This window comes from Bradyrhizobium sp. SK17, assembly GCF_002831585.1.
Classification (GTDB): Bacteria; Pseudomonadota; Alphaproteobacteria; order Rhizobiales; family Xanthobacteraceae; genus Bradyrhizobium.
The window spans coordinates 4,391,196-4,413,502 of the sequence record NZ_CP025113.1 but is presented as its reverse complement, the minus strand read 5'-3'; the positions used below and the strand labels follow the sequence as shown (position 1 = coordinate 4,413,502).

Genomic DNA, 22,307 nt, shown 5'->3' with positions numbered 1-22,307 from the left:
CCGGTCGCGCCGTTTCTAGCCGCAGTAAATGACACGGCAATGAAACCACAACGAGCAGTTATTTTGCGACACACCTCGCTACAGACGATGACATGCATTTGCTCTCTTCGACACGAAGCGAGCGTTGATTTTGCTACACTCGAAGCGGCGTCGATCGCAAATCCCGTTCGCCAGGTTCCATCGACGACGCAACGTTGCGCGCCAGCAAGATGGCTGTCGCTCGCGACGACACCCACGTCACGACATTCCGCTCGCGATCACCGTCCGCTGTGACGCCTGCACACGTTCTATTCCCTGCAAGGCCACGACGCATTGCGTATCGAACGCCAGCGCTGTACGGAAACTGGCTTCCGCTTCATCATGCTGTTGACGTGCGAGCGAGAGATCGCCCAGAGCACAATGAGCGGTCACACGGCTCGGATCGAGTGCAATCGCATGTTTCAGGCTGATTTCGGCGCCATGCAGGTTGCCTCGCGTGACGCAGGCACGGCCCAAGGCTTCGTAGAACTCGGGCGACTGCTGCTGATTGATCTTCGTTGCTGCGAGGAAGTGCGTCATCGCAGTGTCGAAATCGCCAAACCCGCATAGCGCCAACGCATATTTGGCATGCACCGTATCGTTGACGGGCGCGAGTTCCAACGCCTTGCGATAATGCTGATCGATGAGGCGCCTTGTCATGTCGGCGTGCATGCCGCTTGCGTGCTCGTTGTCACCGAGTTTGCACAGCGCATTGGCGTACGCTGCATGAACATCGGCGCTCGCAGGCGCCAGTTCGATTGCCCTGCGATACTGCACGAGCGCCTGCTCGGCTTTCTCAGCGGCCATCAACGCATCGGCCAACGCCATGCGTGCCGGTGCGAGATCAGGAGCCTGGGTGACCGCAGTGTGCAGCAAAGTGTGCGCACGCCTCGCGTTACCCAAAACGAGTTCCAACGCGCCGAGATTGCACAATGTGTTGACATGACCGGGGTCAAGAGAAAGAACCTTCTCGAACAGCGCCTTCGATCGATCGAGATGTCCTGTGCGGCTCTGGCGACAGGCCTCGACGAACAATGCATCGCAGAGGACCGGACTGGCTTCGCGTGGGCTCGCCGTCATCCGCAACGCCGAGGCGATCACCGGATCTGCGTTCCCGCCCATCGAAGACGAAGCACTGGAGCCGGCGAAGGACCACAATGCGGCGCGCAGCCGAGCAACCACGCCGGCCCAGTCGCCCGCGTCCTTCTGCCGGAACAGCAGCGCCTGCGGGTACCAGGGCGTATCCGCGCGATCCTTGAGCCAACGCCAATCACTGGAGCTGGCAAGCAGGATCCAAACCGGCTTGCCCATGGCGCCGGCGAGATGCGCAATCGCACTGTCGACCGTGATGACGAGATCGAGATTGGCGATGATCGCCGCCACGTCGGCAAACGACGTCGGATCGATCAGCTGAGCGGCATCGAGGATACGGCCGGCGAACTCCTGCACCTGTTGTTCGCCGGGACCGATCTGCAGGCTGACGAACCGCGCACCCGGACAGTCGAGCAAGGGTCGCAGCTGGCCGAGCCGGATCGAGCGGTGCCAGTCGTTGGGATGCGCCGGATTGCCTTGCCAAACCAAACCGACGGAGATACCGGCGTAGTTCGCCAGACGCTCGCGCCACTGCGCGATCCGCCCCGGATCCGGTGTGATGTAGGGGACCGGCGCCGGAACCGTGTCGCTTTGTGTTCCGAAGATGAGCGGCAGCGACATCAACGGCACGTGCAGGTCGAACGCCGGCGCCGTCTCCTCGTTGCTGAAGAGATCGTCGATACCGGGCACGGATCGCATCAGTGACAGCAGCTGCTGATGTGCACGGAGGATTACGCGGCCGCCCCGTGCCTTGACCATCGGCGCATAACGCACGAACTGGATGATGTCGCCGAATCCCTGCTCGCATTGCAGCAGGATCGTCTTGCCGGCGAGATCCTCACCCTCCCAGCGCGGCCGCTGGGTCGGCAACAGGTGCTTAAGCACCTCCGGCTCCTTCAATCGCCATTCGTTGTGCGGCCACGCGGCGCGCCAGTCGCCGTGAACGAACAGACAGATGAAGAGAACCGTGTGCAGATGCGCATGATCGGGGTGCCGCGCCAGCATGTCGCGTACGACTTCAATGGCCTCGTCGGTACGGCCCATGTCGTTGAGCAGCGTCGCGAAATCGACCACCGGCTCGACATAGTCGGGCGCGTGAGCCCGGATGTCGCGGTACGCGTTGTGGGCGAAGTCGGTCAGATCAAGCTTCGTCAGCGCCTGCGCCAGGCCGAACAGGGCCGGCACGTTGTCCGGCCGCAGCGTCAACGCCGCCGCAAACGCGGCGAGTGCCTGCGGATGCTGATGGTCCTTGAGCAGGAGCGCACCGAGATTGGCGTGCGCTTCGTTATCGGCGGGATCGAGCCGGATCGCCTCCTCGAGCAGTTCGAGCGCTTGCTCGTCCTCGCCGCGATACAGCGCGATCACGCCACGCATGTGCAACGCACGCTGGCGTACGCCGGCTTCGTGCTCAATGGTCTCAAGTAGCACATCCGCACTGTTGAGCTGACCATCGCGAAATAGAGCAATCGCGCGATCCACGACACTCCGGACAAATTCCTCGCGCCGCTCCGATGACCCTCCCTTCAGCAACGCAAGCCCTGCTTGTATCGCATGTGCCTCGTTGGTCCCTGCCTTTGACATCGGAATGGTCCCTTGTTCGCCAGCCGGCGCCTTCACGGCACTGGCGTTTTGCTTCGTCGCAGCCGGGCCGGGCATCACCGGGACAGGTCCGGCGACGGCGAAATCAATGTGCGCTACGCTGCATCCCGGGCATTCTTCGCCGCGCACCATTCGGTCCACAGCCGCATCAGTTCGCGGGACAGGTTGTTCGCGAAGCGCGGGGGATCGCAGAGCGGCGAGGCCGCGACGCGGTCGCGCAGGCCGCGGCGCAGCTCCGCGAGCTCATCGCGGCGGCAGCTCCAGTCGACCGCCATGGCGACGTAGTCGTCGATGCTGTGAGCACAGAAGCTGGCGAACCCTGCCCCCGTCAAATGGGCCGCTGAGTGCCGGCCCGCAAAGGTGTCGCCGACGAAGGTGACGGTCGGAACGCCCATCCACATTGCCTCGAGCGTGGTGACGCCGGCGGAGTACGGGAACGGATCGAGCGCGAGATCGACCTGACCGTAGGCCTGCAACAGCTTGATCTGCTCGCTCTCGCCGACCAGCTCCACCCGCTCCATCGGCACGCCGCCGCGGCCGAGCACGCCATGGATGGCGTCACGCGTGCTCGCCTCGCCAAGGCCGCCATAGACCATCAGGATGCGCGAGTCCGGCACCAATTCGAGAATGCGCGCCCAGGCCTTGCCGACCTCTTCGTTGAGCTTGGCCGGGCGATTGAAGCAGCCGAAGGTGAAGCGGCCCTCGTTCAAGCACGGCAGCGATGGCACTTCCGGCGCATTGGTGGGCGGATGATAACAGACATAGCAGTCCGGCAGCCGGATCGGACGCTCGACATAGGCTGCGTCATGCTCCGGGGGAATTTCCACCGCATCCGCGATGAGGCCATCATAGGTGTCGAGGCCGACCGTCCCGACGTAGCCCGCCCAGCCGAGCTGGATCGGCGCAGCACGCGTCGCGAACAGCGACAGACGGTTACCGGCAGTGTGGCCGGAGAGGTCGAACAGGACATCGACGTGATCGTCCGCAATCTGCTGCGCCAGCGCCACGTCATTGAGCCCGGACACGTCACGCCAATTCAGGGCAATCGCCTTGTAGCGCTCGCTGAAATCGTCGTCCTGGCGCTTGCTGTCGGTCTTGTAGCAAACGATCTCGTAGCCGAGCTCCGCGAGCGCCTCGAAGGCGCGCAGGGTGAGGAACGCCACCGCATGCCGATGCATATCCGCCGATACGAGGCCAAGCCGCGGCTTGCGCGCCGGTTCCGGCGTGTTCGGGAACGCAAGGCGATCCTGCGGCGCGCTCGGCCGATACAGCGCTGCCCATCGCTTGTGCTCGCGGAACAGCTCGTCGCGGGTGACGCCCGGCTTGTGCTGGAGCGCAAACAGCAGGGTGCCGGCGACCATGGCGCTGCCGGGATCGAGTTCGCCCGCACGCCGATAGGCCCCGACCGCATCCTCGATGCGGCCCTGTCCGAGGAAGCCGAATCCACGGGCCACGTGATGTTCGGCCTGCAGCGGATCGAGCGCGAGCGCGCGGTCGATAAAGCCCAGCCCGCGCTCAAACTGCCGCTGGTTGATCAGGAAGTGGCCGTACATGTATTGCGGCAAGGCGACCGTTGGCGCACTTTCGGCGGCGAGTTCGAACAACCGCGCTGCCTGCAGGTCGCGGGCGGCAGCGCCGAAATTCATCCCGAGCTCGATGATCGCCTTGTAGTTCTGGCTGTCGATCGTGGAGGCGGCCCGCAGATCCTCCACGGCCCTGTCGAATTGACCATCCATCACATAAGCGAGGCCGCGCGTGCGGTAGGCATCCGCGTAGGCGCCATCAAGGTCGATCGCTCGGTCGAGCGCTTGGATAGCCTCGTCACGTCTGTTCTCGGTTAACAGCGCCAGGCCGAGGCTGTATTGCGCGAGCTGCATGTTGGGCATCAGCCGCAGTCCCTCTTGAAGATAGGGAATGCCGTCGCGCGTGCGCCCGGTGCGCGCAAGGCAGGTGCCGATCTCGGCCAGCGCCGGCGCATGCGTCGGCAGCACGCGAAGTTCCGCCATGAATGCCTCGCGGGCATCGTCGAAGCGGTCGAAGCGGCACAGCGCGACACCCTTGCAGTAGTTGAAAGCCGGCTGCTCCGGTGCGAGCCGCGCCGCCTCGTTGAACGCCCGCAGCGCCTGGCGCCAGCGATCCTGCCTGGCATGCGTGACGCCCTGTTGATGCAGATCCTGCGCGCGCCTCAGGCTGGACGACGGAAGCTCGCCGCGCACGTTTGCGAACGGCTGCTGCACCGGCCGCACCAAAATCGCATGGCCGCCATGCTCCACGCGAATCGCAAGTGGCCCGCTCGGATTGTCTTCCATGTAGGAGGCTCCGCTCGAGATGAGATCACGCGAAAGTTGTACTACCGGACATTGCATCGTCTGGCAGCACAGCGTCAGACCAAGAAGCCATAGATCATCTCGCGACCCGTTGCCAAGATTTTTTTCAGATCAATATCGAAAATAATCTCTGCGCGAAGCCGCGTTCAAAGTTGTCTATTAGACGTGAAGCTCATCATCGGCGACGGAGACATGACGTCGACGTACGGGACCTTTGTTTTTTCTTAGATTCATCTCATGAATCTGGAATAGGCAGCAAAACAACTTCATCTAATCTGAAGATTACTTTGCAGTCTCGTGACGACGGGATGACGACGCGCGTCCGGTGACCAACCCCACAGGATGAGTGAAATGAAACTGCAATCCACCAAACTGCTCGGCACCGCTTCGGTGCTCGCGCTGCTCGCCTCGTCGGCAGCCACGCCGGCGAATGCGGCGGCCAGCAACGGCCTCTACTTCGGCGGCAGCACGCTCGCCTCCGAAGCCTTCCGCCAGATCTTCGACTGCTACACCGGCGCGACCGTCGGTGCGTCGGGCTGGACCGACGGCTTTACGTTCTCGTCCAGCTTCAACGCCAATACGCCGACCCCCGGCCTGCTGCCGAACACCTGCACGATCGTGACGTCGGTGCAGGGCATGTACGCCGGTGTCGGCAGCGGCAACGGCCTGCGTGGCTACATCTCCAACAAGCCGAGCCAGTGGTACGGCGGCACGGTCACTCCTCCGGCCACGTTCAGCCTGACCTCCACGTCGCAGCAGCCGCTGTTCCCCTCCGCACAGCCGCCGTATGTCGACACCCTCAACACGACCTTCGGCTCCTATCCCTATCCGCGCGTGGACGTCGGCCTCGGCGATTCGCCGCTGCCCGCGACCCTCGCGGCCATGACGACCTCGTCGATCACCTTTACTCCGACCACCAACTGGAATTCGCTGCCGGCCACGGTGACCGCGAGCGGCTCCACCAACGTCAGCTACAATACGTCGAGCTGGGGTCAGCCGCTGCAGTTGCCGGCCTTCGAGGTTCCGGTGGCCATCCCAGTCAATCTGAGCTTCACGCCCAATTCACAGGTCAAGTCTGGCGGCAATATCGTGGCCGGCGGCGCCATCCAGCTCTCGGGCGCACAACTCTGCGCGATCTTCTCGGGCTTGGTGACCGACTGGAGCAGCTCGACCAGCATTCCAACTCTTGACAGCACCGGCACCTTGGTGTCGCAGCCGTTCTACTACACCAATGTCGGCAACGGCATCGGAACCGCCGCGCAGTACACGACCACGTCTGCGCCGATCAAGGTCGTGTACCGCTCGGATGGCAGCGGCACGAGCTTCATTCTGACCAACTATCTGAAGGCGGTCTGCCCGCTGATCGACAAGAATGGCACCGCCAAATACGCGACGATCTTCGGCGCCACCAACCTGCCGAGCACCAGCTTCAGCAACCTGATCGCCAACATCAACAACACGACGATCACAAACAACTGGGTTGGTGCAACCGGAAGCGGCGGAGTTCAGTCCGGGGTCGCCAACACCTCGAACAGCATCGGCTATGTCAGCGGCGACTTCGTGAAGCCCTTCGCCATCGCCAGCAATGCGCCGAATTCTGCCTCGGTGCAGAACGAGTACCAGCGCATCCACGGCACCTACATCCCGGCGACCACCACGACGACGAGCCCGACGTTCATCGCGCCGACACCGGCTGCCGTGAACACTGCCTGGGGCGACGCGGCCCTGACGCCTCCATCGACGACATCGACCTGGGCCGCCTACAACGTGTATGGCATCAACTACCCTGCGACCGAGCCGTCCACCAATCACGGCGGACTGTCGGTCGGAGGCCTCTCGGTCCTCCCGCTGACCAACGGCAATGGCGCCTATCCGCTGTCGGGCACCACCTTCCTCTATCTCTATAGCTGCTATGGCAACAACACCAACGGGCAGAACCTGATCAACTTCCTGAACTGGTTCTACCAGAATCCGACGGCCAATCAGGCCCCGGCCATCCTGCGGAACAACAGTTTTTCGGCGCTGACTTCCGCATGGCAGACCCGCATCAAGAACGGCGTGCTGACGGCCGGCTCGGGTGTCGCCATCGCGCTCGCTTCCGGCGGCAGCAAGGACGGTTGCACCGGCGTCACCGGCGGTGCCAATCCGTAACGCGTGACGGCACTGGACCAGGTCGCAGCCACGCCTGATCCGGCAGCCTCGACGACAACGGCCGGGCGCCTCGACCGAGGCGCCCGGTTTTTTCGTGCCGAGATTTGTGCGATCGCACCACGCAAGGTCGCTTCTCTGTCGTCACGCGCACAAGCCTGATCACGAGCAAGAGTTGACGCGCAGGCTTGCGACCTCATCATGGATGTGGCGCCACCCTTCATCGCGTTGTCATTCGACGCAGCCGCAACAAAAATCAACGCAAACGGCTGCGCAACACCATCTCTCAGATTGTCTTAGAGATGCGAGCCACATCGGCGCCGATACCGACAACGGCGCGCAAGGTCGTTCGTCTTGCGCGGCGGATACGTTTGATTTGTCTTGAGACGTTCCTGCAAGGTCTTCTTCATCGCCATTCACTGATCACCACCGAACAAGATCGGGATATCTCGAGACTCATCGAGCGGTCGCGCGGCGCTTGCGTGACATGATTGAAAACAGGGAGCATCACGATGAAAACGCAATCCTTCGCCGGGCGCCTGCTGGGCACGACCTCGCTGGTCGTGCTCTCGGCTGCCGCCATGATCGGGACCCAGCAGCCGGCTGCGGCCCAGAGCACGATCTCGACCGGCATCTATGGCGGCGGCAGCATGCTGCCATCGCTGGCGCTGCGGCAGATCTTCGACTGCTATGCGGGCACCACCGTCGCCAATGACGGACAGACCTTCTCGCCGAGCTTCACCACCGCGGCACCGAGTCCCGGCCTGCTGCCCGCGAGTTGCACGATGTTCTCCACCGCGGTCGAAGGCCTGTTCGCCGCGGTCGGCTCCGGCAACGGCCAGCGCGCCTACATCGCCAACGACACGCACCAGCTGTTCCGCGGCAATCCGAAAACGGCGCCGACGCTGGTGAAGCGGCCGTCGCTCAATCCGCCGTTCCGCGACACCGCGAACGCCAACTTCTCGAAATATCCATATCCGCAGCTCGATTTCGTCACCAGCGACGTACCGCTCGCCAACAACCTGAGCAGCCTGACCACGGTCTCGTTCGGCAGTTTCGTGCCGACCACCAACTGGCAGAACACGGTGCTGATCGCTGCGAAGACCAGCGCCGCCGCGACCTACAACTCCGCCGGCGTCGGTGCGCCGATCCAGGTCCCGGTTCTCGAAGTGCCGGTCGCGATCGCCGTCAACACCAGCAATCCCGTCACCGGCGTGGTCTGGTCCAACCAGTCGGCGTTGACGCCGAACACCCAGGCCGGCGGCGCGATCCAGCTTTCGGCGGCGCAACTGTGCGCGATCTTCTCGGCGACAGTGACCGACTGGAGCGATAGCTCGACGCTGATCCCCTACCTCGACAAGAACGGCACGCAACAGCTGCAGCACTTCTACGACGACAATACCAACGGCGCGCTCACGCCGGTCGCCTACACCAGCGGCCGTCTGCCCATCAAGGTGGTGTATCGTTCGGACGAATCCGGCTCGAGCTTCATCCTCACCAACTATCTCGCCAATTTCTGCCCGCTGCTCGATCCCGCTGGAACGTATAACTACAAGGCGATCTTCACCGGGGTCGGCGTCACTCGTGGCGGAACGGTGTCCACCACAGCCAATTTGCCTTCCTCCAGCTTCATCAACCTGCTCGAGAACATCCGCGCGGTCAAAGGCGACACCAATCACGATCACCGCGATTCACTCGCGGTCGAGGACGATTCGGACCGCCCCGATCCGCGCTGGATCAGCGCCGAGGGTAGCAACCACGAGGCGCTGAAGATCGGAACGGGCTCGCTCCGCGCCGGCCGGATCGGCTATCTCAGCGCCGATTTCACCCAGCCCTACGCCAAGACGGTGAGCGAGGAGATCCTGGGCAATACTTTGTCGGCGCCGGCACCGCTGTCCGCCAGCATCCAGAGCCAGGACCAGCGCATCTCGGGCGTCTACCATCCCGGCCAGGCCGTGGGCGGCAGCGCGCAGAACTTCGTTCCGCCGACTCCGCTCGGCGCCCAGATCGCGTTCGGCAACCTCAACTTCCCGGCGGCTCCGGCCACCTACAACGACTGGAATATCTATGCCCAGGTGTACGGGCCGAGCGCGATTTTCGGCGGCGTGTCGTATGCCGGCCGATCGGTCATCGCGACCCCGCAAGGCGCGGGCGCCTATCCGATCACAGGCGCATCGTTCCTCGATGTCTACAGCTGCTACGCCGATCCGTCGGGGACGCGCGTGCCGGCACTGACGAACTGGCTCGCCTGGTTCTTCGGCGGATCGCAGAGCGACCTGTCGCCCTACGATCCGACAAGCTCCAACGCGACCAACCCGGGGTACGATCCGAACGTCGCGGCGATCATCCAGAACAATGGCCTGCACGAGCTCGATCCGGCCTGGGCGGCATCGCTGCAGGCCCAGTACCTGCTGCCCGGTATCGACGGCGGTCGCCCGACCGCCATTGCCGCCTATCGCACGTCCGGCGGTCAGGTCGACGGCTGCACTGGCGTCACCGGCGGCGCGAAGTAAGTCAGCACCGGGCACGCGGAACGCTATCGACAAGCAACCGGCCGGGCGTCTCGATCGAGACGCCCGGCCTTCTTTCTGTGCTTGCTGCATGGCGCGATGAGGTTGAACCGGATCGGCAGCGGGCCTTCAGGGCAATCGCAAATGAATGGAAATCTGGCGCGCACCATTGTCGCGGCCATCCTTCGCGACGCCGCTACGCGGCTCCTCAGCGGTGGCGGAATAGATTCACTCAGCTTGCTCAGCGTCATCACCCGCGCATGCGGGTGATCCAGTATTCCAGAGACGGCAGTGGGTGAGCCGATAGGCCGCGGCGTACTGGGTCGCCCGGTCGAGCCGGGCGACGACGACAGTGGATGAGGACAGAGCCTCACATCAGGACGAGGTCTTGTTTTGTGTGGCACAATCCCAGACCCTCATGGTGAGGAGCGCCGCTTGCGGCGCGTCTCGAACCACGAGGCCCCACTGCTCTGCTGCCGCAGCAGCGGCAAATGCGATTGCAATCGCGCGAACAGCGACTATTGCTCGCCCCGTCGCCGTTTGTCGTCGTCGGTTTTCGACGTGCCCTGACCGGCGCCGCCGCCGCTGGTGTCGGGCGTCTCGCCGCCGCTGCCGCCATAACCCAGCACTTCGACGATGACGATGGAGGGCTGGTCGTTGGGCTTGGCCGGCGCCACCTGGCCGGCCTGCTGGGTGGCGGCTGTCGTGTTGGTGGCGGTGGTCAGCGCGACGGTGTTCGGCGGCGGCGTGAAGGCGAGGCCGGTCACCGTGCCGGTCGCATTGACGTTGTACGCGTTGAGCACGACCAGCGCCACGAATGTGCAATCATTGCAGCGAACGCCCGCCGAGCCCAGATCGATGGTGCCGCGCGGGGCGATCAGCGTCACGTTGCTCTTGGTCGGATCCTGTCCCGGCAGCGTCACCAGCGCGGCGATGCCGGCGCCGGTGACGAGCCCCTGCGGATTGACCGCGCAATAGCCGTTGACGTCGCAGACCTCGCTGACCGACGGGCTGGAGGCATAGGTCTTCGGTCCCGATCCGGCGTTGATGTCGCCATTGGCGTCGAACAGGCCGATGTCGCCGCCCTGCTGGGTCATGATGCGGCTCTGGTTGACCAGGATCGAGTCGTTGGCAAAGGCGCGGATGCTGCCGCCGGCAAGCGTCAGGATGCCCTCCTGGTTCGGCAGCAGCGCATCGAGCGAACTGTGCCCAACCGTGATGCCGCCGCCCGGCCCGATGATGTTGATGTCGCCGCCCTGCTGGCTCTCGAGCAGCGACGCCGCGATGTTGAACTTGCCGGTCGGGACCTTGGTGGCGGCGCCGTTGCCGCCGCCGGTGTTGTTGTCCGTGTAGCCATAGCCCGCGGGGAACAGGGTCGAGATCGCCGCGTAGGCGCGGGCATACTGCCCGTAATACGGGCTCGACGGATTCTTGTAGTCCTTGCCGACCTGGATCAGCAGGTCGAGGAAAGCGCGGTTGACCAGCAATTGCTGGCGCGCCGGCGACAGGCCCTGGAAGGTGGTCCAGGCCTGGTCGCGCGACTGGCCGAGGATCGAGGCGATGTCGGCAAGGAAATCGATGCCGCCGGTGCCGGCCTGCGCCGGATTGACGTAATTGGCAATCGCCGTTGTGTAGTCGATGCCCGGCTTGACACCGAACAGCAAATCGATTTCGGCGCCCTGCGCCGGTAGGTAGAATCTGGGGAGTTGGGAGGACTGGTTGAACCCGCTGCCGAACGAGGTGCCGTTTCCGAGCGTCGCAATGCCATTCTGCGCAGCAGAAGTGCCTGACGCCGTGAACGGCCCCAGATCACGCCCGGCCTGCAGCACGAAGGTGCCGGGGCCGTAGAGGTAATAGCTGCCACCGACAAAGTCGTTGCCCGCGACGATGCTGGTGATGTCGCCGGCGTTGTTGTTCTGCCCGATGAAGGTGAAGCCATTCGTCTGCGGACCGCTGCTGGTGGTCGCGAGCACGCCTGGCCCGGAGAGTGCCCCATAGATGTTGTTGCCGGCTTCGATCCGCGCCGGCTTGTTCAGCGTCAGGCCGCTAACGCTGTTGGCAGCGGCGTTGACGGCGTAGATGTCCTGGCCGGCCGCGATGACGACCGGGTCGGGGTCGTTCGCATGCAGGGCCTGGGTCAGGCTGGGCGGCACCAGCCCGAGCGGACTGATGTAGCTGGAGCGATAGCCGATTGTGCCGCCGTATTGATCGCTGCCGGCGCCGTTGCCAATGTATTGCGACGACGTCGTGGCAGGATCCTGCATCACAAGCCCTGCTCCGAGGCGAATCGATTGCCCCGCGACGAGGGTAATTGTGCCGGTATCGTCGCCGGCCTGGGTCGGAACAGAAACGAGAGTGGCCTGCGCCGTGGCGGCGGTGAGATCCACATTGCCCTGCAGCGAAATCAGATCGAGTGTCGCCGGCAATAACAAACCAACAGCTCCTATGGTGCTGTTATTGTGGAGGAACAACCCAGTCGTGTTGCCCGACGCACTGTCGTCCCTAGCGATGGTCAGCGCTGTCACGTCCCCAGCGGTGCTGGTCAGCGAGACGCCGCTGCCAGGACCGTATGTCGTAAAGTACTGGTTCCATGCATCATGGACACCGTTACTGTTGCTGCCGGGCATGGCGCCAAACGGCGTGCGCCAACCGCTGTCGCTCGGCAGGGACGCCGGATCGAAGACATTACCGAGCGCAATCGCGCCGCGGGCGGCGATCCTGACGAAACCATCCTGCACAGCGAGCAGCAACGGCAGCGGAACAGTCCCCGCGACGTTGTTGCTGCCGTCGAGTTGCTGCAGGACAGTCGGCAGACCGGTGATTGGATTCGACGGATCGACGGTGACGGAACCGCCCACCTGGATCAGCCCGGTGCCGCGGCCGACCAGGAAGTTGCTGCTCAGGAGATTGCCATCGGCCTTCACCGCCAGATTGCCACCACCATAATAGGTCACGGTGGGGCCGTTTACATTGCCATTCCTGTCGGGGACGCCGGTGCCGCCGCCGACCATAAGGGTTTCCGGCAACGAAGCGCCGATATCGACGATATCGCCGCCGGCGATCAGCGTGACATTGCCGCCGCCGAGCGCGCCGACGCCCTGGAAGAAGGTATTGAAGTTAATCCAGGCGGCGGTCTGGCAAGTCGCGAGGAAGATGCCACAGCTGGAGAAGGGCGTCGCTGTACCGGTGGCCTGACCGAAGCCAAAGTACCATGGGCTCCAGAACTGGCCGGTGGGGCCGTTCGGGACGCCAAACTGGCTGCCGTTGCCATCGTCGGTTGGCGTCTCGATGCCGATGATCGAGCCGCCGGCGCTGATGGTCACCGCACCGCCGCCGCTCGACCAGTTCGGCTGACCCACGAGGCCATTCGGGGTCGCCAAATACATCGCGGCCATTGACGGAGCCCGGAAGTCAACCGGAGTGCTCTCGATATGACCGGCCGTGTAGATCGCACCCGGCGCGGTCTGATCGATGAACGCGACGTTACCGGCGGCAGTGATGTCGATCGCGCCGGTGCCGGTGCGCACGAGGGTCGGGATGACGATCGTCGGATAGACAAAGTTAAAATTGGAATCATAGGTGCCAAATGAACTGACGTACGCGGTGTGCCCGTCGATGATGACGCTGCCGCGCGGATTGCTGACGGAGGTTGGGTCCGGGAGCGGGATCACGGCATTGGGATTGGCCGGAGGCACGCCGCTTCCGATCGCCGCGCCAGCGACAAAATTGTAGGAGAACGAGCCATTGTTGACGCCGGGGACGATGGCCATCAGGCTCGCCGCCGAAGTCGTGTTGAATTCGTAGATCCCGGTGCTCGGCTGCTGGGCGGGATTGTTGGCGATCAGATTGGCGACGAGATCGGCCTGGGTCGAGGGATCCGTCACGAATGCGCTGGAGGATTCATAGAAGCCGTCGCTGATCGTGGCGTTGATGACGACGTTGTTGATGGCCTGCAAGGTCAGCACGCCGGGCTCGCCGACGCTGGTGCGATAGGCCGGCTGGTAGTTGGTCAGGGGTGCATTCTGGCTCGCGGTGGCCAGCGTCGTGACGCCGCCGAGATTCCAGTTGCTGGCGACCGTGATGTTGCCGCCGTTGATCGTCGCGTTCGGATTGATCAGAGCGATCTCGGGGCGGTAGTGCACGTTCTGGACATTGCCGAAGCTTCCGGAATCCCTCGGGCGGACGCTGAACCCCTGCACGAAACCGACCAGCGTGTTCTGGTAGAAATTGACGTGAGGGGTGTAGGCACCGGCAGCAGGGTTGTCGTAGGTCGAGATCGGATAGATCGACGCAGTGCCGTCCGGGCTTGTCGGGAAGACAACCTGTATCGGCGTGCCGTCAGTCTGCCGCGCATAGAAGCCGGCGGGATCGATGATGCCGTCGAAATGCTTGTCGAGCTCGGCCGGACTGTCTTTGGTGCTCCACACTGCATAGGCATTGACCACAACACCAGCGCCGGGCTTGCCGCCGTTGCTGCTGTCGACGACATTGCCCCTGAAGCTGATATTGACGGTGCCATCGCTCAGGAGCGGGGCGCGCAGGATCACCTGTCCGCCGGTGTTCGAGATATTGGTTCCCCCTGCCCCGCCACTGACATCGAAGGTGACATTGGATGCCACCGTGATCACACCGGACGAAGACACGTTCTCATAGCCATAGGTCGTATTCAGCGTGCCGTCCGGCGTGCCGGTGGTACCGAGCTTGATGGTGCCGCCGTTCTGCACCAGCATCGAGGTGCCGTTGCCATAATTCGGATTCGAGGGATCGTCCTTGACCCAGGCCGCGGTCAGCCGGGTTCCGGCCCCGATCACCACGCCATTCGCACCGTAAAGCGTGATCTGACCGTTGAGACCGCTGGCATCAAGCGTGGTGACCTGGTTGGCGGGATTGCTCACATCGCCGCTGCCGTAAATGTAGACACCGCCGTTGCTCGCCGTGAGCGTGATCTGCCCGGCGTTCAAGGCCGGCGCCAGCGCGTTGGCAACCGATCCGATCACGATGTCGCCCTGCTGCAGGGTGACCGCGATGCTGCCGGTGAAGCTCGCCGGCAACTGGCTGCCCGCGGCGAGGCTGCCGGCGTTCAGCGTGAAGTTGCCGCCGAGATCCTTGAACGCGGCGTGCCCGTCGAGCGTGCCGCCCAGCATCACGCTGCCTGCCGCCTGGATCGAAAGCGAGCCCGCGAAACCGATGCCGGCGGATGCGACGTTGACCGTCGCCTGCGGGTCGATGGTCACATTGCCGGTGTTCGACACCAGCTTCACCTTGCCGCCAGGCGAATCCTTGACGACGTCAAGGACCATCACCCGCGAACCGGAGGCATCGATCGATGCACCCGCGCCGAGCGCGACGTCGCCGGCGGTCGCGATGAGGCTGAGATTGCCGGACCGCGCTTGAATGACCGCGGCATCGAAGATCGACGCAGCCGTGACGGAGAGCGCGCCGCCGATGTTGGAGGCGATGCTCGCGGGCGCAGTGCCTGGACCGGTGACCAGGCTCACGGCGCCGCGGCTGACCAGCGACTGGCTGGCGCCAGCGTTGACCAGTATCACCGGTGCGGACAGCAGCACGCTCGCCGTGCCGGCATCCAGGTTGCCAGCACTGGTGAATGCGATGGCCTGGCCACCGTTCAGAGTGACCTGGCCAAAGCCGCCCAAGCTCTTGGCGCCGACATCCTCGGTGACGGTCCCGCTGGCGTTCAGCGTCAGCGTGCCGCCGGCGCCGGCGATGCCCGTCCCGGTAACGCCGCGGCTGTTGGCGAGATCGATGTTGCCGGCGTTGACGGTGGTGGCGCCGCCCTGGCCGTACAGCCCGGCGCTGTCGAAGGTCAGTGTGCCGATCGGATGACTGGCATCGCCGATCTGAAGCCCGCCGGCATCATACAGATTGATCACCGATGCGCTGCGCAGGCGGACCGAGACCGCGTCGTTGAAGTTCGCCAGCACCGCAGTGTTCAGCACGACGCCGGACGAGCCGCCGCCGACATTGATGACCGAACCGGCGATATCGTAGTTCCTCGCGGTCAGGACGGCGCTCGAGGCCAGCGCGCCGTTGCCGCTGCTGTCCAGCGTAAGGGCGTTGCCGCCGTCGATGACCGCGCCAGCGCCGATGGAGAAGGCGCCCTGCGGCGTCGAGCTGCTCGGCGGCGTGCCCGGTCCGCTGTACTGGCCAGGCACGAAGTACCGCGTCACGTTCACCGCGGTGCCGTTGGAGACGCGCAGCATCGCGCCGTCACCGGTCACGCCCGCGGTGTACCCGGTCAGCTGTCCATTGTTGTACTGCGCGACCGGATTGGCGCCGAAGCTGATGTCACGATCGGTGCCGCCGGGCACCGTGCCGATCGCGCGCACCACGCTGCCGGCATCGACCACCACGCCCCGGCCGCCGCCGCCCAACGAGACCAGCACAAGCTCGGGGCCCGTGAGCGGATGCGCCGCGTCGGTCAGGATCTCGAGATTGAGTGCGGTGGCTGCGATGTTCTGGACGCCATTGACGACCTGGGCGGTGCCGCCGATCAGCACCGAGGATGCACCGAGGCCGCTGATCTGGTCGGCATCGAGCACAAGGTATTTCGCCGAGCTCGTGCAGCCGGGCGCGCTGCCGCTCAGGCAAGCGTCCGCCGGCACTGCCTTGTCGCCAGCCAGGATCAGGATGTTGCTGCCGCCGATCTGGACCTGGCCGCCGCCACCGACGAGGCCTGGCGCGAGACTGCTGGTGCCGGGTCCGAACAGGTTCTTGCCCGCCAGGTTGAGGGAGTCGATCGCACCGAGCACTAGCACGCCGCCGTCGATCGGCAAGGGCGGCGGAGCTTTGCCCGCGGCGAGTGCCTGGTTGCGGAAGAACGTCGTGCCTGAGGTGATGTCGATGCGCGAATATCTCGACCACACCGCCTGCGACTGTAGCTGGAACGTGGCGGACTGCGACGATTGCGCGCCGGTAAGCGAATTGCCGAGGGTGCCGGTGACATATTGCGAGCCGTCCGGGCTGGTGAAGCTCTTGGCCGCGCCCGGATTGACATTGTTCGCCACCTGCACGACGCGGTAAGCGCCGGGCAATGTCGCATACATGCCCGGCAGCAGCGTATAGGTACCGGCCGGGATGCCGTTGCCGCCGGCGATGGTCACCGACTGGCCCGGGCTGATCGCGTTGGCGTAAGGTACGCTGGCGCCGGGCGGCACCGCCGTGCCGGAGCAATAGGGGGTGTCGGCGAAGTTGGGATCGTACGCGGCCACATTCGCCAGATAGCTCGGCACCAGCGCATAGACCTGCCGTCCGTCGGAATAGGTCGGCGTGATCGCGGCGGTTGCCGGGTTCTGCTGGTAGGTCGTGAGCACATTGCGCGTACCGCCCGTGCCCGCCACATATTCGGTGGCATAGATGTCGCCGCCGCCACTGAGGTCGAGCACCGCGCCGGAGCTGGTGGTGACGGTGGTGCCAAACAGGCTGATCGACTTGGCCGGCGGCGCCGTCAGCACCGGCGGCACATTTGCGTTACCGGACGTGCCCCGGTACCAGGTCGTGTCGTCGACGGTGTAGCCATCCGGAATCGCAAGGCCGGCCGCCGAGACGGAGGTCAGGCTGCCCGTCCCCAACGTGACGTTCTTGGTCGGCGCGAACGCGCCTGTAACAAACAAGTTGCCCGCACCTATCAGACCGGAGATGTTCCCGAAACCGGCCGGAACCTGGCTGGCATCCGTAACGCCGAGGACGATGCTGCCGAGCGGTGCCCAAAGCGTGCCGTTCTGCACGATGGTCTGCGCGCTGACGATGATGCCGCCGCCCGCCGACAGTGGTGCCGTGGCAACACCGTTCTGCACGATGGTGATGGTGCTGGAGGAGCCCTGTGTGCCGGTCGACATCAAGACGAAGTCGGTATTGCTGACCGGATAAATCTCGGCCGCCCGCAACGTCAGGTTGCCCGGCACGACCAGAGCGCCGACGAAGGTCGATCGACCGCTGCTGTTACTGCTGCCGATCGCGCCATAGTTGTCGGGCAACAGCCGGATCGCGCTTGTGCTGGTGAAACCTGTATTGACGACGTTGTCGAGCGCGATCGCGCCCTGCAGGTCGATCCACCGAGCCGAGATATTCAGCGTGCCGTCGGCAACCTGCGGGACCGCAAACGTCCCAGGAGTGGTCTTTCCGACAACGCGAACATAGCCCGCATCGAGGTTCACGACCGCGCCGCCGATGCTCGGGATGCTGCCGAGCCCGAAATTATTGCTGGAGTTGCTAAGATCAACGCCTGACGGCAGCAGCCCACTGCTTGCCGGCAGCAGCACGATATTTCCGAAACTTGCATTCAGTGTCAGCGCACCGGGGATCGCTACGTTCATCGAACCCGCGAATGCGATGGTTTGCGTATTCAAGGTGACGGAATCGAAGCCGCTGCCGCTGAGCGTATCAGCGCCGATGAATACCCCCGGTGTGAGCGATCCATTCGGGGCCGGCAGATTTGCCCCAACGACTCCAGCGGACTCGATCACGATCGCGGTGGGAAAGTTGTTGGCGTTCCCGATCGTCAAGCTGCCGCCGGACGCCAGCGGCGCGCCGCCAGATGCGTCGACCGTGCCGGCGAAGTAAAGCTCGGTACCGAGCAACTGCAGGCTGCCACCATTGCTCCAGGCTGCCTGTCCCACAAGACGCGGCGCCACCCCGCCCTGCGGCAGCTGGATCAGGCTGCTGGCAGCCGAAACCGCCGCGCCCCGCAGATCGAACCGGGCTCCGGGCTCCACCACGACCGGGACGTTGTCCGAAGTCGCGTTCACAAATGTGCTTGCAAGCGTAATGGTGCCACCACCCAGCACCGTGCCGGTGGAATAGGCGACCACCTGAGGATTGGGCACGAAGGTGCCGCTGACATCGAGATCGGCGGTCGCGCCGATCCGGACTCCGTTGCCGGAGATGTTGATGGTACCGGCCGGCGCGACGATGCTGCCGAGGACCGTGGTCGCCGCGAACGTGCCCGTGCCACCGTTTGAAAGCGCGATCGCCGCAGCATTCAAGGTGACGGTCGCCTGCGGATCGGTGACGATGCTGCTCCCGGTGTCAACCAGAATGCCGGTCTGGGAATTCAGGGTCAGACCGACCGGCTGGCGCAATCCGTCCAGCAACTGCCCGACCGATACAAAGCTGCGCACCAACGTCCCAGTCGGGATCTGCATCTCATGGCCGGTGGGCAAGAAATTGGTCTGCCGCAACACCAGCTGCGTGCCGGCCGTGACGGTCGAGCCGCCGTTGATGTCGGACAGCGTGTACTGCGAGAAGGCGCCGGTGAAGAATGAGGGCGGCAGAACCAGCTGGCCGGCCTTGGCGTCCGATACGGCAAAGCCGGAAACCGCGACGTCGGCAAGCGCATTGGCCGTTGCACCGGAGAGATATGACGTAACCTGTCCGGCCGTGCCATCGATGACGACCGTCGGCACTTGCAGCGACAGCGTGCCACCACCGTCAAAGCCGCCTGCGTAGATCGTAGCGCCCAGAATTATATTGGCTTGATTTGGATGGTTGACGCTGCCGTCCGGGTTGGTGCCGTGCGGGACGACGTTAAACGGGTTGGTCCCTTGACCGTTGCCCGCGATCCTGCCGGGAAATCCGCCGAGATAGGTTGTCAAAGTCAAACTGCCGCCCTTGCCGATCGGGAGGCCGTCGGACCCGGTCTTGAGCTTGCCGGTCAAGCCGGCATAGCCTCCGCCGGACAGATCGATGACGCTGCCGGGTGTCAACACGATGCTCTGGGTGACGTCCGTGAAAGCGCCATCTTCCGAACTTGGCCCGTTGCTTGCGGCCACTGTCGCAATGCTCACGCTACCGCCATTGACGTAGGCCGGTCCCTGGAACCGATCCGCGGACAGACCGGTATCATTGACCCAGAGGCCGTGCACGTCCAGCACCGCGTTGGGCCCGATCACCAGCGCCGGCGTCGGCGGCTGTTGCGGTGGCGTCTTGGCACCATAGGTGAAGCCGGTCAGGCTGATGTTGCCGCCCGGCGCGCTGAGCACACCGTCGATGGTCGACACCCCGTCGAGGGTGATACTTCCGCCAGGTCGAACCACCAGCACTGCATCCGTCGGCATGTTGAGCTGGCTCGCGCCCTTGATCGAGATCGCGTTGAGCGAGGCATTCGACAGTACATCAGAGAACAGCGGGAAGATGCCGTTGGTCAGCGCCGGCGTCCAGGTCGACGCATTGGCAAAGCTGAAGGTGCTCAGCCCATATGGATCCGGCCCTGCGTCCGCCTGCGGCTCGAGCGCCACATTGTACGCGCTGGGGCCACCATTCCCGACGAAACTGACGCCCAGCGAACCGCCGATGGGCATCGGATCGAGGCCTGCGCGCTGGCGCTTGCCGGCGGTGACGTCGGCTACGATATCGCCTTCGAGAATCGGGGCGCTGGCAGTGACGTTGACGGCGCCGGCATTGGCGCCGGCGATGTAGCCGGCCTCATAATACGCGCCGGAGCCTCCGAGCGGGCTGACATAGACCTCGGTGACATTCCAGCGCGGATGGTTGACCACGAAGCCGTTGGCAATCGCCACATAGGAGATGTTGGGATTGGCATTGCCGATGTTGTAGGTGCGCCCGTCGGCGCCGAGCAGCCGCGTGGTGTTGATGATACCGCCGAGATATTGCACGTAGCCGGCGGAGACGTTGATCACGGAGCCCGGCTGCTGGATCACGTTGCCCGCCGACGTGTTGAGGGTGCCGCCCCTGGTGAGGATCTGGTCGATGCTCTGGGGGATCAGCCCGGCATAGCCGGCCGCGGTGAGGATCGGCGAGCCGACCCACTGGAAGCCGTCGGCGCGGGTGCCGCTCAGGCGCAGATCGATGGTCACCGTCTGGCCGATCAGGCCCTGCGCCAACGGCGTGTCCGCCACCTCGGCCGCAGTGATCTTAAAAGTCACCAGGTTGGTCGACATCGGCAAGGTCACGCCGGCGATGCCGGAGAGATCGATGGTGCTGCCCGGTTCGAGCAGGACGGTGTTCGTCGTGCCGCCGCTCCCGGCACTGATGGTGAGCGCCGCGCCCGGCGCCTTGATCAGCGCGCCGCCGAGACCTGCGCCGCTACCTTGGACGTCGACATTCCCCTGAGCGCTGATGTTGATCTGCGGCTGCAACACCTGTTGGAAATACGGGGCGGTCGCACCGTTGGTGCCATTCGCCGTGGTGGTTGAATTGACGGTCGAGGTAGGCAGCGTGGTGCTGGCTTCGTCCGGCAGGATGGAGGTCAGGCTCGTCGCCCCCAGCACAACGTTGCCGTCAGTGCCGTTCCCGCAACCGAGCTGACACAGCGTGCTCAGAGTGATCGAGCCCGTCCGCGTGGTGCTGGTGGTGGCGACGATGGCGCCGAGCTGGCTGATCGATCCGCCCGCAAGCGTGACGGCGCCGTCGTTGGAGACAAGCAGCCCGGTCGTCTCGTTGCGGACAACGCCGCTACCAGCCACCGGAGTGGCCGATCCACCGGTGAGCACCTGCATCGCTGTCTTGACGCCAACAACACTCGCCGTCGGCGTGACCAGGGTCACGGCTCCGCCCGAGGCGAGGATGATCTGGCCGTTCTGGGTGGTGATGCTGCCGGCATTGCTGATGCCGCCGTCGGCAAGCAACGCTACATAGCCACCGTTTCCGCTCGAAGTGACCTGCCCGATGGTGTCGATCACGGCGCCGGGCTGGACGACGATCTTGCCATTGTTGCCCTGGTTGAAGACCGCAGCGTTCAGTCCGTTCGTCACTCCTGCTGGCAGCGAACTCTGGAACAGCCCGCCCTGCAGGTAGGCTTTGTAATTGCTCCCGGTCAAGCTGGGGTCCAGATCAAGCGTCGAGGCGATCAGGGTGTTGACGTTGATCTGGCTGGTACCGCCGAAGATGATGCCGTTCTGGTTGATCAGGTAGACCCTGCCATCGGCCTTGATCGAGCCCAGGATCTGGCTCGGCGAGGCGCCCGCCGCGATCTTGTTGAGCGCGGCCCAGCTGGCGTTGCTACGCTGGTTGAAATTGACAATCGTACCCGTGCCGACGTTGAACGACTGCCAGTTCAACAGCGCCTGCGGCTGGGTCTGGTCGATGTTGACGGTGGTCTTACCGCCGCTCGTGGTCTGGGTCGGCGTGTTGGCGCCGACCCAGGTGGTGACGGGATTGGCGATGCCGGTCGCCTTGAGGCCGCTGTCCGGCACCAGGCCGCCGACGTTGAGGCCGTTCGGGATCGTGCTCGGCGCGCTCGCGGCAACGCTTCGCGCCTGGGTCTGCATTGCCTGCAAGGCCTGGATCGCCCGCGTCGCGCGCATCAACGACTGCTGGCTATTCTGGGCCGCTTGTTGCGCTTGCTGTGCCGCGACCTGCGCCGCGTCCGTCGCCACCTGCGTCGCCGCGGTGTTCACCCCCCACGTGCCAAACGGGCGTGCGCTTGCGGACGAGCTCACCGCGATCGCGACCGAACTCACGCCGGCCAGAAACAGAGTGCGGCGCGAACCGGGACGAGCGCGGGGTAGCGAATTCATGCAGGCCTCTCAATGCAGCAAGTGATACGAATCGAGCATCCACAACAACGCATCGGCCATGCCGGAACTCAGCCTGGCGCGATGCCGACAGATCGACCAGAAGCGCGCAAGGCCATCGG

At 64.4% G+C, this 22,307-nt stretch carries 5 protein-coding genes; 2 read left to right on the top strand and 3 right to left on the bottom strand.

Annotated features, from left to right (window positions below):
- Nucleotides 1-237 precede the first annotated feature (237 nt).
- Both CWS35_RS20065 and CWS35_RS20060 read right to left on the bottom strand, forming a co-directional pair.
- Nucleotides 238-2,841: a tetratricopeptide repeat protein gene (locus tag CWS35_RS20065; RefSeq protein WP_100953346.1), complete on the bottom strand. Its 2,604-nt coding sequence runs from the start codon at nucleotides 2,839-2,841 to the stop codon at nucleotides 238-240.
- The gene (locus CWS35_RS20060) at nucleotides 2,805-5,018 is read right to left on the bottom strand and encodes a glycosyltransferase family 41 protein (RefSeq protein WP_168226355.1); all 2,214 of its coding nucleotides are present in this window, start codon (nucleotides 5,016-5,018) and stop codon (nucleotides 2,805-2,807) included. Before CWS35_RS20060 ends, CWS35_RS20065 begins: the two co-directional genes overlap by 37 nt.
- 369 nt (nucleotides 5,019-5,387) lie before the next feature.
- On the opposite strand from CWS35_RS20060, the gene CWS35_RS20055 reads away from it, so the two are divergent.
- The gene (locus CWS35_RS20055) at nucleotides 5,388-7,187 is read left to right on the top strand and encodes a substrate-binding domain-containing protein (RefSeq protein WP_157817193.1); all 1,800 of its coding nucleotides are present in this window, start codon (nucleotides 5,388-5,390) and stop codon (nucleotides 7,185-7,187) included.
- 509 nt (nucleotides 7,188-7,696) lie between these two features.
- A complete protein-coding gene (locus CWS35_RS20050; protein WP_100953342.1) occupies nucleotides 7,697-9,697 on the top strand; it encodes a substrate-binding domain-containing protein in 2,001 nt (666 codons plus the stop codon).
- A 515-nt stretch (nucleotides 9,698-10,212) separates the two neighbouring features.
- On the opposite strand, the gene CWS35_RS20045 is transcribed toward CWS35_RS20050, so the two are convergent.
- Nucleotides 10,213-22,188, bottom strand: coding sequence for a filamentous haemagglutinin family protein (locus tag CWS35_RS20045; protein ID WP_100953340.1), 11,976 nt, complete (start codon nucleotides 22,186-22,188; stop codon nucleotides 10,213-10,215).
- Nucleotides 22,189-22,307 lie beyond the last annotated feature (119 nt).